The sequence below is a fragment of the Bacteroidota bacterium genome (assembly GCA_039821555.1).
Classification (GTDB): domain Bacteria; phylum Bacteroidota; class Rhodothermia; order Rhodothermales; family Rubricoccaceae; genus JBCBEX01.
In genome coordinates, this window is the sequence record JBCBNX010000013.1 from 1 (window position 1) to 14629 (window position 14629).

General features: G+C 65.2%; 14 protein-coding genes. 8 read left to right on the top strand and 6 right to left on the bottom strand.

All coding sequences use genetic code 11. From position 1 onward, the window contains the following. The 4 genes from AAFU51_13755 to AAFU51_13770 form a co-directional block, all read right to left on the bottom strand. On the bottom strand, nt 1–359 hold a 359-nt coding region (locus AAFU51_13755), incomplete at its 3' end, for a hypothetical protein (protein ID MEO1572313.1). A 2-nt stretch (nt 360–361) separates the two neighbouring features. Further along, nucleotides 362–1342: an ImmA/IrrE family metallo-endopeptidase gene (locus AAFU51_13760; GenBank protein MEO1572314.1), complete on the bottom strand. Its 981-nt coding sequence runs from the start codon at nt 1340–1342 to the stop codon at nt 362–364. Nucleotides 1343–1612: 270 nt separating this feature from the next. Then, on the bottom strand, nt 1613–2950 hold the full coding sequence (locus AAFU51_13765) for an acyl-CoA dehydrogenase family protein (GenBank protein MEO1572315.1): 1338 nt from the start codon (nt 2948–2950) through the stop codon (nt 1613–1615). Between the two features lie 58 nt (nt 2951–3008). Further along, nucleotides 3009–3290, bottom strand: a complete 282-nt coding sequence (locus AAFU51_13770) for a hypothetical protein (GenBank protein MEO1572316.1) — start codon at nt 3288–3290, stop codon at nt 3009–3011. A 212-nt stretch (nt 3291–3502) separates the two neighbouring features. On the opposite strand from AAFU51_13770, the gene AAFU51_13775 reads away from it, so the two are divergent. From AAFU51_13775 to AAFU51_13795, 5 genes are all read left to right on the top strand, one after another. Then, nucleotides 3503–5128 (top strand): M14 family metallopeptidase, encoded by a 1626-nt coding sequence (locus AAFU51_13775; protein ID MEO1572317.1) that lies wholly within the window; start codon nt 3503–3505, stop codon nt 5126–5128. A 514-nt stretch (nt 5129–5642) separates the two neighbouring features. Then, nucleotides 5643–6182: a TlpA disulfide reductase family protein gene (locus AAFU51_13780; GenBank protein MEO1572318.1), complete on the top strand. Its 540-nt coding sequence runs from the start codon at nt 5643–5645 to the stop codon at nt 6180–6182. A 38-nt stretch (nt 6183–6220) separates the two neighbouring features. Then, nucleotides 6221–6805, top strand: a complete 585-nt coding sequence (locus tag AAFU51_13785) for a redoxin domain-containing protein (protein MEO1572319.1) — start codon at nt 6221–6223, stop codon at nt 6803–6805. A gap of 89 nt (nt 6806–6894) precedes the next feature. Beyond that, the gene (locus AAFU51_13790; protein MEO1572320.1) at nt 6895–8079 is read left to right on the top strand and encodes an HRDC domain-containing protein; all 1185 of its coding nucleotides are present in this window, start codon (nt 6895–6897) and stop codon (nt 8077–8079) included. Between the two features lie 227 nt (nt 8080–8306). Beyond that, the gene (locus AAFU51_13795) at nt 8307–8561 is read left to right on the top strand and encodes a hypothetical protein (protein MEO1572321.1); all 255 of its coding nucleotides are present in this window, start codon (nt 8307–8309) and stop codon (nt 8559–8561) included. On the opposite strand, the gene AAFU51_13800 is transcribed toward AAFU51_13795, so the two are convergent. Beyond that, nucleotides 8496–9395 (bottom strand): ion transporter, encoded by a 900-nt coding sequence (locus AAFU51_13800; GenBank protein ID MEO1572322.1) that lies wholly within the window; start codon nt 9393–9395, stop codon nt 8496–8498. The genes AAFU51_13795 and AAFU51_13800 overlap by 66 nt on opposite strands. A gap of 338 nt (nt 9396–9733) precedes the next feature. Between AAFU51_13800 and AAFU51_13805 the strand changes: the two genes are divergently transcribed. Further along, nucleotides 9734–10366, top strand: coding sequence for a hypothetical protein (locus AAFU51_13805; protein ID MEO1572323.1), 633 nt, complete (start codon nt 9734–9736; stop codon nt 10364–10366). A 60-nt stretch (nt 10367–10426) separates the two neighbouring features. On the opposite strand, the gene AAFU51_13810 is transcribed toward AAFU51_13805, so the two are convergent. Continuing rightward, entirely contained in the window at nt 10427–12208 is a 1782-nt protein-coding gene (locus AAFU51_13810; GenBank protein ID MEO1572324.1) for a dynamin family protein, read from the bottom strand. 246 nt (nt 12209–12454) lie between these two features. On the opposite strand from AAFU51_13810, the gene AAFU51_13815 reads away from it, so the two are divergent. Together AAFU51_13815 and AAFU51_13820 are read left to right on the top strand one after the other, a co-directional pair. Beyond that, entirely contained in the window at nt 12455–13708 is a 1254-nt protein-coding gene (locus AAFU51_13815; protein MEO1572325.1) for a hypothetical protein, read from the top strand. Between the two features lie 250 nt (nt 13709–13958). Next, nucleotides 13959–14624, top strand: a complete 666-nt coding sequence (locus AAFU51_13820; protein ID MEO1572326.1) for a hypothetical protein — start codon at nt 13959–13961, stop codon at nt 14622–14624. The last annotated feature ends 5 nt before the right edge of the window (nt 14625–14629 follow it).

Here is a 14629-nt window from a genome sequence, read left to right on the forward strand (position 1 = left end):
GACGGGGCGCAACTATCTGGCGTTCGTGCACGTGGTGTCGACGCTACTCTTGCTCGCCTAATGTCAACGCGGCCTAGCCCTTCCACATCTGCTCTCGCAGCGAACATGTTCAAGTCTTGAAGCAAGGCTGGGTCTACTTCGCACGACCTCGCATCCTCTAAGAAGCTTATGGCCCTAGCAAGTCCTTCCGCACCATACGCACTAGCGAGCTTTCCCTTCTTATCACGTCTCAGCTTGAATATTGAAGATGGAGGTACACACACCTCAGAGGGATTCACTCCAAGTGTCTCGCACACGTTTGATAGCAGATCCAGACCTGCCAGCTCCAGAACGATGTCAGTGTCGAAGAGAACCTGCACGTCTAAATCGTAATCTCCGAATCTATTTGTAGAAGTTCCTCTAAAAACTCAGTCTGGTCTTCCGTTAGTGACGACCACCGCATACGACTGCAGAGGGTAGAGTTGATCTCTTCACGAGCTGGTCTCCCCGTCTCAAGTACCCGTAGTGCTTTGGACGCTCGGCCCCAAGGTTTAATGTGAGGCATTTCCTCTCTGAGGTACTGAGTGTTCAGCATTACCACGCTTGCCGGGAGTACCCGATCTTTTTCTCCTTTCTCGACGGCCTTCTTGATCAAAGTTTCCGTTTTTGACTTAGCACCGAGCTTGTACACCTTCTTAGCACTTCCTGTGAGAAGCTCCACCGCAAAAGCGTTCGCCTCCAACTCTTGAGTATCCTGACCGGTCATGTCACCTTCGGCTCCATCAGCGATTCCCTCGTCCGCAATCACTCCATCCTGTTCCAAGTGTCCGAGGATTATGTGACCGAGCTCATGGGCGAGATGGAAGAGGAGTCGCGCAGGTGATTTGTGATTCAGACTTAGGACGATAGCATAACGACCATCAACGCGGACAGCCATCGCCTCCATTGTTCTTCCCTTTATCTTCCGGCAGTCCACATGGATGACGGGGATTCCCACGCTCCAACTCCATTCTAGGAGGGCACGCAGATCGATCCAAGGCAAGCCAGCGCTCAAGATCCGCTCACGCACGTCTGAGGCGGACTCCACCTCCACCAAAGTGTCGCTTGTTGCTCCCTTTAGAACTAGACGTGCAACTTGAACCGCGAAAGTCTGAGAGGCACTGACCTCGTGAGAGACTGTCCCGTTCTTAAGCTTAAATCTGACGGGGGCATCATCTCGAAATAATGGCTCGGACTGTTCATCTCGGAGCGACTCATGGGTCAGGCCCAGGCGCGTCGCCAGAATCCCGATGGTCATCTCGTACCCAGCTTGCGTTTTGCCCATACCCTTCTCCCACCACTCAGGCAAAATGGCGTCTTTCACAAACGGCCTTGGATAGCCGACTGATGCTAGACGTCGCCAGACGTGAGTGAAAGGGGAACTAGGCATGCAAGCGAAAATCCTTGACTTGGATGTGGGTCGAAGTCTACGCTGGTTAGCCCAACATAATACGCGCTACCCTATGTCAGCCTTGCTTCATACAAAAAGCGCTCCCGGTCGCACTCATGGGGACATTCTGAGAGGCCCTGGTGAGAAGCTTCTCATAGCTACCGAAGGCACTTGCTAAACGCGTAACGAGTGCAGTTACGTGCCTTAGACGAACGCGCTCAGGCCGGTGATCGCGCGGCCGACGATGAGCGTGTTCATCTCGTGGGTGCCCTCGTAGGAGTAGACCGCCTCAGCGTCGGCAAACAGCCGCGCCACGTCGTGCTCCAGCAGGATGCCGTTGCCGCCGAGCAGGCCGCGCCCGATGCTGGCCGTCTCGCGCATCTTGCTCACGCAGAACACCTTGGCGAGCGACGCACGCGGGTGGAGCGCCTTGAGGTCGTCATAGAGTGTGGCGAGTTGGAGCACCATGCCCTGGATAGCGATCACGTTGCCGAGCATCTCCACAAGGCCGTTCTGCACGAGCTGGTAGCCCGCGATGGGCTTGCCGAACTGGACGCGCTGGGTGCAGTAGCGCTGCGTCTGCTCGTAGAGCCCCATCGCCATGCCGCAGGCCTCCCACGCGACGCCCGCGCGAGCCGTGGCGAGTTGCGCGGCCACGTCGCGGAAGCTGTTCACGCCTGGTAGCCGGTCGGCCTCGCGGACCTCCACGTTCTCCAGGCCAATCAACACGTTCTCGACCGAGCGCTTGGCGATTTTGCCGGGTAGCTTCTCGACGGTGAAGCCAGGCGTCCCCTTCTCAACGAGGAAGCCTTTCACGTTGCCATCGGCCGTGTCTTTGGCCCAGATCACCGTCACGTCGGCGAAGGTGGCGTTGCCGGACCACTTCTTGGCACCGTTGAGGATCCACGTGTCGCCGCGCCGCTCGGCGGTGGTCTCCAGGCCGAGGGCGGCGTCGGAGCCGTGCTCGGGCTCGGTGAGCGCCCAACTGCCGATGGCCTCGAAGCGTTCGAGCCGGTCGTACCACTTCGCCTTCTGCGCCTCGCTGCCGAAGAAGTGCAGCGAGATGAGGCACAGCCCCCAGTGCACGCCGAGGAAGGTGCCTACCGACGGGTCCACGCGGGCGACCTCCATCCCAACGAGGCCCGTCAGGAGCGGGTCGGAGCAGTAGCGCCGCCCCGGGTTCTCGCCGTAGGCTTCCCGTAGCATCGCCGCCATCTTCGGAACCAACTCGAAGGGCATCTCGCCGCGCTCCCAGTAGTCGTTGATGATCGGGCGTACCTCGGCGAGCATCCACCCGTGGACGACCTCGCGGGTTCGCTGCTGCTCGGCCGTGAGGTGTTGCTCGAAGAAGCGGTAGAAGTCCACGTCAGGCTCCTTCACGGTGCGTGGCTTCGGCGGCACAGGTTCGCCCTGCGCGCCGTCGCCGCTCGTGCCCACGAACGAAGCGATCTCGTCGGCGCTCATCCCGTCGAGGCGATCGAGGAGGCGCTTGAGGTCAGCCTTCTCAGCAAGGCGGGCGAGCTTTGCGGGGTCAAACTGCATGGGGAGAGGGACAGGAATCGGGTAGTTCAGGAAGACAAGATGGAGGTACCGAAACAGCTCAGCACGCCTGGACGAGCCGGTGGCCGTCGGCGGAGACGACCTGGTCGGCACGGATGACGACCTCGGCGGGGGCTCCGTCGCCCTCCGTATCGGTCAGCGCGAGGCGGACCCAATCGGCGCCGTTGTTGGCGAAGAGGTCGGCGATGCGGACGCACGCGGTGCGCTCCGGTGCACCGGCGGCGAGGGTGTCGCGCCAGACGAGCGTGATCGGGTCGCGGCGGACGGCCCAGTGTTCGAGCCGGTCGTGGAAGCCGCAGGCGATGGGCGTGTAGTCAGTCATGGCGACGTAAGAGGTTGGCTGTGGGGCCTACCAGACGCGTGCAAGCGGCGTTCCGCTTACGTGGGCCCCGGGGTGTGCGTCGCTGCTGCGCCGTGCGATGCTGCGCCGTGCGATGCTGCGTTGGGGCAGGGGGCCTCCCGCCAAAGCGCGCCAGAGCGCGGTCGGGGCTATACTCTGCTCGATCGCTCTTTCTGCTCGACCGGTTGCTGCCTATGCCCCGCCTGTTGTCCCTCGTCCTCGCCGTCGTGTTCCTCGGCTGCCCGCCCCCGCCCGAGCTGCACTTCACGGCCGCCGAACTGTCCGGCTTCGAGGCCACCACGACCTACGACGCGGCGATGGCCTACCTCGAATCGCAGCGCGACTTCGCATTCCGGTCGAGCCGGATGCACCTGACCACCTTCGGCGAGTCGGCGGAAGGCCGGCCGCTGCCGCTCGTCGTAATCGGGGCCGACTCCTCGTCCGCGGAAGCCGTCTTGGCCACGGGCAAGCCGCGCCTGCTCCTGTTCGCCAACATCCACGCGGGCGAGGTGGCAGGCAAGGAGGCCCTTCTCGAATTCGTGCGCGACCATTGGAAGCTGGTCTACGGCGTGGAAGACATCGTCGTGCTGATCGCGCCGATCTACAACGCCGACGGCAACGAGCGCGTCGCCCCTGACAACCGGCCCTATCAACTCGGGCCCGTCGAAGGCATGGGGCAGCGCGCCAACGCGCAGGGCCTCGACCTCAACCGCGACTTCGTGAAGGTCGCCGCGCCCGAGACGCGTGCCATGCTGCAACTCTTCGAGGACTACGACCCGCACGTGATTGTCGACCTCCACACGACCAACGGCACGCAGCACGCCTACCACCTCACCTACAGCCCGCCGCTCTCGCCCAACACCGCGCCCGCGCTCGACGAACTGGTCCGCCAGCAGATCCTGCCCGTTGTTCAAGACTCCGTCCGCGCCCGCACAGGCTACGAGATCTTCGACTACGGCAACGTCCCTGGCGCGTTCGGCGAGCCCGCGACGCGCCCGCGCGGGTGGTACACCTTCGACGGTCGCCCGCGCTTCTCGACGAACTACGTCGGCCTCCGCAACCGCATCGGGATTCTGAGCGAGGCCTACAGCTACGCCACGTTCGAGGACCGCGTCGAGGCGTCGCTCGCGTTCGTGACCGCCATCGCCGACGCGGTGGTGGCCCACGGCGACCGCATCCAGGCGCTCACCGACCGCCTCGACGCCGAGGCGGAGCAGGGCTCGCTTCGGGGCGAGCCGTTCGCGCTGCGCGCCCAGCACGTGAGCGAGGGCGACACGACGATCCTCATGGGCGACACCGAAGAGGTCCCGCACCCCAAGAACGGCGAACCGATGCGGAGCCGCCTCGACGTGGTGACGCCCGAGGTGATGCCCGCCTTCACGCGCTTCGAGGCGACGGAGACGAACACGCTGCCCGCCGCCTACGTCTTCCCGCGCGACCAGCAGGCACTCCGCGATCTCCTCGACGTGCACGGCATCACATGGGGTATTCCACGCGAAGGCTTCTGCGGTCCCGCCGAGGGTTTCCGCATCGACTCCGTGAAGGTGCTCGGCGAGTTCCAGCAGCGGCAGATCACCGAGGTGACGGGATCCTGGGAGCTGGTCGAGGGCCCCGTCGCGGGCGTCGTCGTGCCGATGACGCAGCCGCTCGCGCGCCTCGCCTTCACCATCCTGGAGCCGCGCTCCGACGACGGCGCCGTTGCCTGGAACGTCCTCGGCGACGCGCTCCAGGAAGGTGAGCTCTACCCGGTCCTGCGGATTCCCGATGAGGACGGCCTGCGCTCGACGATGAGCGGAACGGGCTGCATAGGCGGGAATTGATGTCCAGCCCCTCAACCAGCCACGGATGTGTCATCCTGAACTTGATTCAGGATCTCTGACGATTTCGATACAACGCAGCTCTGTTGAGATGCTGAATCAAGTTCAGCATGACAAGGCCGACTACGATCAGCCGAATCTAGCCTGCTAATCAGCGGACTCAGCTTGTCAAGCGAATGCATCCAACTGAAGAAGCCTTCGGTCGAACGCTCTCCAAGATGACAGCAATCTTGCGGTCTCATCCTGACCCAGTATGGACGGTATGGATGGAGGAAGCGGAGCACCTGTTTCTAAAGGGCGATCCAAACAGAGCAGCGAGAAAGGTTAGAGGTGCCTACGGAGGAATGGGCAGCTTCAATGACGCTCCTCAATTGATCGGGGCAAGCCCCGAGACATATGACGAGTTTGAGCACCTGCGAGATCTACTCTGGACGTACGCAGACCGCGTCATCCGGCAGGTTTCGATTCCACGTGTTTCATGGTTCAGCCGTCTCTTCTCCTTTTTCAGGCGATAGCGATGCGTCTATTCTCATTCCTCCTTCTCCTTTTCGTCGTAGGCTGCGCGGACAACAGCGTCGCGCCTGGCGAGCCGGATCTGCGCTCCGTCGACGCGAGCGAGTTGCAGGCCGACCTCGTCGCGCTCGACGCCGAGATCGTGGTGCTCAATGCGTGGGCGACGTGGTGCCTGCCGTGCCGCGTCGAGTTCCCCGAGTTCATGGAGTACGGCCGCCGCAAGGCCGCCGACGGGGTGACCGTGCGCTTCCTGAGCATGGACTATGAGGACGACGTGCGCCTCGCCATCGACTTCCTCAAGGAGCAGGAGGTCGAGGGCGTGACCTACATCAAGGAGCCGGGCTCGACGACGTTCCTCCGCGACATGAACCCGCGCTGGTCGGGCGGCCTCCCGGCCTCGTTCGTCTACGACGGCGAGGGCAACCTGGTCGACTTTTGGGAGGGCATGGTCGACTACGAGACGCTGGACCGCCGCGTCGCAGCAGCCCGCGCTGCGCTCGCGGACACCACCGCCCAGGAAGAAACCGCCGCGTTGGCGCGTTGAACGGGCGTCGATCTTCCCCTCATGCGACCCCCAGCGCGATGCGCACGCTCCTGACGCTTCTTCTGCTCGCCACTCTGCTCGTAGGCGCACCCCATGCTCAGGCGCAACTCCAGCCCGGCAGCGCGCTGCCCGAGGCCACGACGTCGTTCGGGACCGTGACCGGCGCTACGGTGCAGCTTGCCGACATCCAAGGTGAGCAGGGCCTCGTGGTCGTGCTGTGGGGCGCCGACTGTCCGTGGGTCGACCGCTACGAAGAGCGCCTGCTCGCGCTCGTGGGCGACTACCGCAGCCAGGGCTTCGGCTTTGCCCTAGTGGACCCGACGCCTGCCGCCGACGTGGACGCCGCTGCCCGCACCGAGCAGGCCCGCCGCTACGGCGACGTGCCCTACCTTGTCGATCCCAGCGGTCGTCTCGCTCGTGCGCTCGGCGCGGCGCGCCAGCCTGAGGTCTTCGTCTTCGACGGGAGCGGCACGCTTGCCTATCAGGGCGCGCTCGACGACAGCGCCTCGGACCCGTCGTTCGTCGAGAGCGACTATGCCCGCGACGCGCTCGATGCGCTCGGCGTCGGCGGCACGCCGCCCGAGGCCACGGCTGCTGCGTTCGGCTGCTCGCTGCGGCTGTAGGTCCGTGAAGAGTCGAGCGTGAGGCAGGCAGAGTAGGGACGCGTTCGGATATTGAGGCGTTTTCGCCGACAGCCGAACTGCCCAGCCCGATGATCGACACGCCTGACGCCCTCGCCGCCCTCGTAGACCGCATGCTGGCGGCGAACGCCGTCGCCATCGACACGGAGTTTGTCTGGGACCGGACCTACTACCCGCGTCTCGGCCTCGTGCAGATCGGCCTTGGGCGCGGCGACACGCACCTCCTCGACGCGCCCGCACTCGACCTCACGCCGCTGGGCACGGTGCTGGCCGACCCGAACGTGACCGTCGTGCTCCACGATGCCGTGCAGGATCTCACGATCCTCCACCGTGCGACGGGCGGGCTGCCGGTCAATGTCTTCGACACGCAGCGCATCGCCGGGCTGGTCGGCCTCACGGCGACGGCGTCGCTGACGGGCCTCGTGGAGGACCTCGTGGGCGTCGAGATGCCCGCCACGCAGGCCCGCACGGACTGGCTGCGGCGCCCGCTTTCGCAGAAGCAGCAGACGTATGCGCTCGCCGACGTCGAGTACCTCCTCGACGTGAAAGACCGGCTGGAAGAACTCGTCGTGGCGAAAGGGCGGCAGGCCATCGCGGACGAGGAGCGGGCGGCCTACGACGAGCCGTCGCTCTACACCGAGGAGACGCCGGAGGAGGTCGCCGAGCGGCTCTCGTTCAAGGGCCAGGGGCGGCTGCGGCCGCGCCAGCGCGTCACGCTCGACGCCCTCGCCGCGTGGCGCGAGGAGGAGGCGCGCTACCAGGACACCCCGCGCCGCCGCGTCGTCTCGGACGATGCGCTCGTGCAGATCGCCCAGCGCAACCCGCGCCGCTCGAACCTGCTCGGCGTGCGCGCCCTCGACGACCGCGACCGGGACCGCTACGGCGACGCCCTCCGCGACGCCGTCGAATACGCGCACAGTCTGCCGGACGACGCGCTCCCGCCGCCCACGCCGCTCCACCGCGACGACCCTGCCGAGCGCAGCCAGGCCTACCTCCTCAACGCGCTCGTCGTCGGACGCGGCACCGCTGAAGACCTCGACCCGATCCTACTCAGCACAAAGTCCGGCATCGGCGCGCTCGTGGAAGCGGGTCCCGACGCCGACCCCGCCGACCACCCCGTCCTCCAAGGCTGGCGCCGCGAGATCGTCGGCGCAGACCTCTTGCGCGTCCTCCGTGGCGAGGCTGCCGTGCTACTCGACGCGGACGGGCTGCCGAGTCGGTGTGTGGCGCAGGAGCGAGTCGCGACGGGGGACTAGCGGTTGTGCTCGGCGCGGCTCCCCCCGTTTTGGTTGACAGTCGCTCCGCTCATGTGTCAACCAAAACTGTCCTCCTCACACGTGAGGGGGACAGCTTGACCGCCGTGCAGGCGTGTCAAGCGGGGGGAGCCGTCCCGATGCCGTCTCGCGATATTGGCTTGGCGCCCCGCCGTAAGCACGGCACCTTTTCCCACTTCCCACTTCCCACTTCCCACTTCCCACTTCGAATGTGGTCCTTCCTCACCGTCCTCGCCTGGTTGACCGTCGCGGTGCTCGCGGTGGGCGTGGTGCTGAAGGGCGTCGTGTGGACGCGGCGGGCGTTCTTGGCGACCGTGGGTCCGAAGCAGGGCGACCGGACGGCTCAGGAGCGCGTGGCGCGGCTCGACCGCTGGGCGATGCGGCTGCTCGTCGTCGGGCTAGGCCTGCTGGCGGTCGTCGTCGTCGCCGGGTTCGGGGCGAGCTACCTCGACCGGCCCGTCTGAGGGCGCGACCTCGGGCACGGTGGTCGTGAGGCCGTTACCGTGCCCGCTGTGATCCTGCAGATGAAGTTCGGCGCGGAGGGCGCGGACCTCGGCGTGCAGGTCCTGCACCATCTGCTCCACCTTCTCCGTGTTGTCGAGCGTCATCTCATCGACGAAGATGGCGTTGGCGAGACTCAGGCCGAGCAAGCCGCCGAAGAGGAGCGCGATCACGAAGTAGGCGCGGACCGCCACGATCCACCCGGCAGCGACGCCCTCCTCGGCGAGCGCGTCCGGCACCTCGTACCACCCCTCGACGGTGAACACCTTGAACAGCGTGTAGAGCGCGTGCAGCGGGTCGCCGAAGTGCTGCGGCGCGATGTGCCCGAAGAGCATGTTCGCGCCGAGGCCGAGGATCACATTGAAGAGCGCCAGCACGAGAAACACCGGCACCGACGCCTTGAGCGCCCGCACGATGCCTTGCCGCAGCTTGTCGATCTCGGGAACGAAGCGAAAGAGCCGCAGCAGCCGCAAGAGCCGCCCCAGGCGCAGCAGCGTCAGCACGGCGAACGCGCTCATCGAGAACGTCACGAACGGCTCCGCGAGCGCAGGGAGGCTCGCCGCCACGATCACGAAGTCGAACCGATTCCAGGCGTCGGCCCAGTAGCCGCGAAAGCCGCGCGCGTCCCAGATCTTGAGCACGGCCTCCACGACGAAGTAGACGAGGCAGCCGAAGTCGACCCACCGCATCGCCGCGCGCGTGCCCGGATCGAGGTCGGGGAACGCCGCCACGAAGAGCGCGACCGCGTTGAGCACGATCACGCTCAGCACGAGCCGCTGGTCGATCAGAAAGCGCACAGGTGTCCGTAGTGGGTGGTCCGTTGTCTATGGCGAAGATCGGACTGGGCGCGCAGGGGCCGGAGAGTTTTTTCAACGGGGCTACTCACCTCCTCTGTCATCCTGAGCGTAGCCTGAACGGCGGAGTCGAAGGATCTCTGTCCACCTCGGCGCTCTCCACGAGGCTTAGGTGCTACCCCGCAGATCCTTCGACACCATCCGCTGCGCGGATTTTGCTCAGGATGACAAGATGCTTCGGTTAGCTGATTGAGCCTCGAAGCTCACGCGACACCAAATTTCGAAGACTACGGGTATCTTGTGCCTAACCTTTAGGCATCAACCCAAAAGTGCTCTATTCCATGAGTCCACATCTTCTCGATCTAGTTTCGCTGATTAAAGACATAGTGACGGGCATAGTAGCCATTGGAGGACTTACCGTCGCCGCTCTTGGTCTTCAGGCATGGCGTCGCCAACTCCGTGGCCGCACTCAGTATGATTTAGCACGCCGGACTTTGAGAGCAACCTATAAAGTTCGTAATGAGATACAGTCGGTTCGACATCCGGGGATTTCTTCAGGAGAGTTTAAGGTCGCGCGAGAAGAAGCAGGCATAGAAGAAAATCCACAAGTTGTCGGTTCCTCCATTGAGGACAACGTTGCCGTATACCAGCGAAGGATGAATCGGCTTGGAGAAGCATGGTCAGACCTTGAGTTAGAAATAACCGAAGCTGAGGTGCTGTGGGGGAAAGAGATATCTGAAGCCGTGAAGCCGTTGCGTTCCTGTACAATTAGTCTAAATGCTAGTCTGAGAACATACTTCAGATTGATGAGAGCAGAGGAGAGGCGGAGAAAAGTTGACCGAAAGAGATGGGAAGAGGCTGATAAGATTATTTATTGGACGAGCGACGATCCTTCCGAGGATTCATTTACAGGTAGCGTCTCGCTAGCCGTCGAGAAAGTCGAGGAGTACTTGAAGCCATATCTAAAGATATAATCGTCGGAGTTGTCTTCAGCATGATTCATAGCAGTCCAGTTTTGGCTGTGACTTTTCAGCTCACACCTCTGCCTCCCCGAACGCCTTCGTCACCCGCGCGCGCAGGTCCTTTGCCTCGGCTCGTAGCGTCTCTAGCTCCGTCTCGGCGGCGGTGAGCTTGGCGCGCTCCTCAGCCACGAGCGTCTCCACGGGGCGCACGAGCGTCCGCACGCGGGCGAGCGCGTCGTCGGTCTCCTGCTCAAACGTCTGCCGGAGGGCGTCGCGGAGGTTCTCGCGCAGCCGCCCAACCTGCTCCTTGAACTCGCGGATCGCCTTGCGCTTCTCGCGGGGCAGCACGAGGAAGCCCAGCGCCCCAATCGCCAGCGCAGCGAGGAGACCGCCGGTCACGTCGAACGCGGCCGTCGTGGCGATGGCGGTGACCAGGATGCCGATCCCAGCGGCGGTGCCGAGGCCGCCGGCGAAGAGCGTCGCGGCGGAGCGGGCGTTTTCGAGGATGCGGCGGGCTTCTTCCTGCAGGTCCGTACCGTCGAGCGTGCGGCGAGCCTCGCGGGCGACGGCCGTAAAGACCTCGTCGCGGTTGTAGAGGAACGCGTCGTCCTGGCGGGCGGCGGTGCCCTCGTGGCGGCGCTTCTGGTCGGCGAGGTGTGTGTAGGTGTCGTTCCAGAGGTCGAGGACGGTGCGCAGCAGGGCGTCCACGGCCTCGCCCATGCGCGTCTCGATGCGGCCCTCGGCGTCGCGGAGGACCTGCTGCTGGAACTCCGTCTTGAAGCGGTCGCGGTCGCGCAGCATGCGGATTTTCGAGACGCGGATCGAGTCGTCGAGGAACTGCCGTCCGCGCTGCTCCAGCTCCAGCAGTTCGTTGTCGATGGCCGTGAGCGCCTGCTCGGTCGTCGTGGCGAGGGCGGTTTCCTTCTGGGCGAAGCGCTCGTGGAGGCGGTCGAGTCCGGCCGCATCGTCGTCCACGACCGTCTGGCGCTCAGTGAGGCGCGCCTCGACGTGCCCGAAGAGTTGGCGCGCGGCGTCGAGCGGCGCGTGGAGCTTCAGGGCGTAGCGGTGCGCATCCGTGAGCGTGTCCGTGAGGTAGGTCTCGAACGCCGCGAACCGGCTCGCCTCCCAACGCGGATCAGCGTCCAAGGTGGTCGACTCGTCCAGTTTTGCCTTGAGGGCGAGGCGGGCAGCGACGGGGAAGATCTTCGGCGTGAAGCCCATGAGCCGCTCCGTGCCCTCGCGGACGTGGGCGAGCACCTGAGCGAGCGCGGCGTCGGGGTCTTCGTTGGCGTCGTCGGCGAGGTCGGCCTTGTTCAGGACGAAGACGAGCTGCTTGCCCCACGTGTCGCGGATGAACCCGAGGAAGGTGCGCTCCGAGTCCGAGAGCGGGCGGTCGAAGCTCGTCACGAACACCACGAGGTCGGCGCGCGGAACGAAGTCCTCAGTGAGCGCTTGGTGCTCCTGGATGATCGAGTTGGTGCCGGGCGTATCGACGAGCGTGAGGCCTTGGAGGAACGGCGCGGGGAGGCGGCGCTCCGTTACGAACGGCGAGCGGTGGTGCGTCTCGGGCGCGTCGCCGTGGCGGAGGACCGTGATCTTGTCCGTCGTCGGCACTGGGCCTTCCTCCATCACGACCTCGCCAAAGAGCGCGTTGAGCACCGTCGACTTGCCCGCGTTGAACTCGCCCACGACCACGACCAGAAACAGGTCCGACAGGTTCGCGGCCACTTCTGCGAGGCGGGCCGCGGTGGCTGGGTCCGCGTCGGCGGCGGCGAGCAGAGCGGCTAGGCGGTCGAGCAACGCGCGCTCGGCGTCGAGCAGGGCGTCGGCCTGGGGGGAGACGAGAGCGGGCATCCGGAAACGGCGCTGAAGAACCTAGAGGCGGGAAATGAGGAGTTCTAAAGTAGGCTTGGAAGTGTTTGGGGCGGCATTGTAAGTTGCCGAATCGGAACCAGTCCCGCATGCTTCGGCTCCCAAGAGGGCGGGACCCTTCCATCCCCGACCTGCATAGGACCGGCCGGCCCGCCTTCGTGGGCCCCGCGCGATTCCCGTCTGCACCTCCACTTCCCCGACCTTTCTCTCAACCAGAGGATCTACCCCATGATCAACTTGGCACTCGTGGCTCTGCTCTCCGGCTCGCTGCTCTTCGGCAGCCCGGATGGCGAGAAGCCGGATGGCACCAAGAAGGACGCCACCACCACCGAGCAGGCCGCCACCGAGTCTGCCGCCTCCCAGTCGGTCGTCGTGATCGGCGACGAAGCGACCCCCTCGGACGAGGAGGACATCACCAACGACACGTTCGCGCTCGGCCGCTCGGCCGACGAGGCGCCCGTCAAGCTGTGGGTCAGCTACGCCTACGGCGTGGTGAGCGAGGCCTACGACGCCAACGGCGACGACGTCGACTACGCCGCGAGCGGCTTCGTGCCCGGCGAGATCACCTCGCAGCGCATCCTCGTGGGTGGCCAGATCAACCTGATCAACTTCCCGCGCTTCAAGTTCGGCGGCGGCGCGCAGCTCGTCATCGGTCAGAACGTCTTCGATGTTGAGAACGGCACCACGACCTTCCCGGTCATCGCCCCGACGCAGACCGGCGTAGGCGCGACCCTCGGCGACGTGCCCTACGAGTCGATCGAGACGGCCTTCGGGCTCCAGTCGCTCAAGGTCTACGGCATGCTCCAGGGCAAGACCCTCGGCCTCCACGGTGGCTACATCTTCGACCTCGGCGAAGACCGTGAGTTCACCACGGGCGACATCCAGAACGTGGTGACGGCCACCGGCGCAACCACGACGGTCACGGGCTACCAGCGCCGCTCGAACTTCAACTCGACCGACCTGCAGGACGCCATCTTCTTCGGCGCCGACTTCGACTACCCGGCCGACTGGTTCCGCATCTTCGGCGGCGTTGACTACTTCCTCTTGCTTGACGGCGAGGAGGACGTGATCGAGACGGACCTCGATCCGACCTCCGGCACCTTCGGTCAGCAGTCGCAGGATGTCGAAGACCTCGACGGCATCAACGACCTCCTCGTGTTCAAGGCTGGCCTCGGCTTCCGCGTCTCGTTCTTCGAGATCGGCGCCGCGCTCCAGCTCCGTACGCAGCTCGACGAGACGTTCGTCAGCGACGGCTTCGCGTCGGCCTCCCTCGCCACGGCCACGCCGACCCCGGCCAGCGGTGGCCACCAGGGCTCGATCCTGCCCTACCTGATCATCCGCCCGCCGAACTTCCCGGCCGCGCTCTCGCTCAAGGGCGGTGTCCAGAACGAGTACGCCGACTACGGCCTCTCGCTCGGGGGCGCCAACGACTTCAAGACCAACTTTGGCTTCACGGCCACGCTGAGCATCGGCTTCGACTGAGCCGCGCTGGTCTGAAACACGGTAGCCTCGGCTGTCCCGAGGGCCGTCTGGCAGTTGCCGGGCGGCCCTTCGCTTTTCACGCTCCTCCCCAGCCCCGATGCGTGCCCGATTGCGACGTGCCCGACTGTGCGCTGCCCGACTGTGCGCTGCCCGGCTGCGCGCGGCCGCTTTTTTGATGCTCGGCGTAGGGGGGCTTGGCGGGTGTGCTGCGCCTTCGACCTCGGTAGCGCCGTCGGGGAGCGACAGCGAAGTGCGGAGCGCCCTCCGGCAGTTCGTCCCCGACGACGGCGAATCGTTCTCCGAAGCCGACCGGGCCGAGGCCCTGATCTATGCGGCGGAGCGGCTGGAGCGCTACGGCTGGTTGCCCGTGGCTGGCTCGTCCTTTCTGCACCCCCACTTCGCGTCGCCCCGCTTTGTCACGGAGGACTCAGCGCGGGCACACGTCCAGGGCCTCCTTCCCGGGCGCGACGGGCGCGTGCGCAGCGAACTCGTCGTGGTCGCGGCGGACCTCGACGGCGAAGGCGCAGCCGCCGTCTTGAGCACGGCGCAGCGGCTAGCACGGCGTGCCATCTACGAGTACGCACCGGGGCGCACGGTGCTGATCGGTCTGTGGGGAGCCCCCCGGACGAGCGTCAGCGGCTTCGCTGATCTGGCGCGGTTCCCAGGCTGGGTGACCACCGAAGTCGCCTCCGTCCTGTATGTGACGGCAGACACAACTGCCGCGCCCGCCGTCCGCGCCGCGTTGTCTTCCTTCGAGAACGCGACCGTGACAATGGTGACACCGCCTGAGGGAGGGCGCGAGGGTACCAGTGACCTCGAACGCATGCAGCGGGCCCGCGAGACGGCAGCCGTCGTGCGCTGGGCGGACGAACTCACCGACGCCATCCTGACGGCTGCAGCTCACGACGACGAATAACGGCT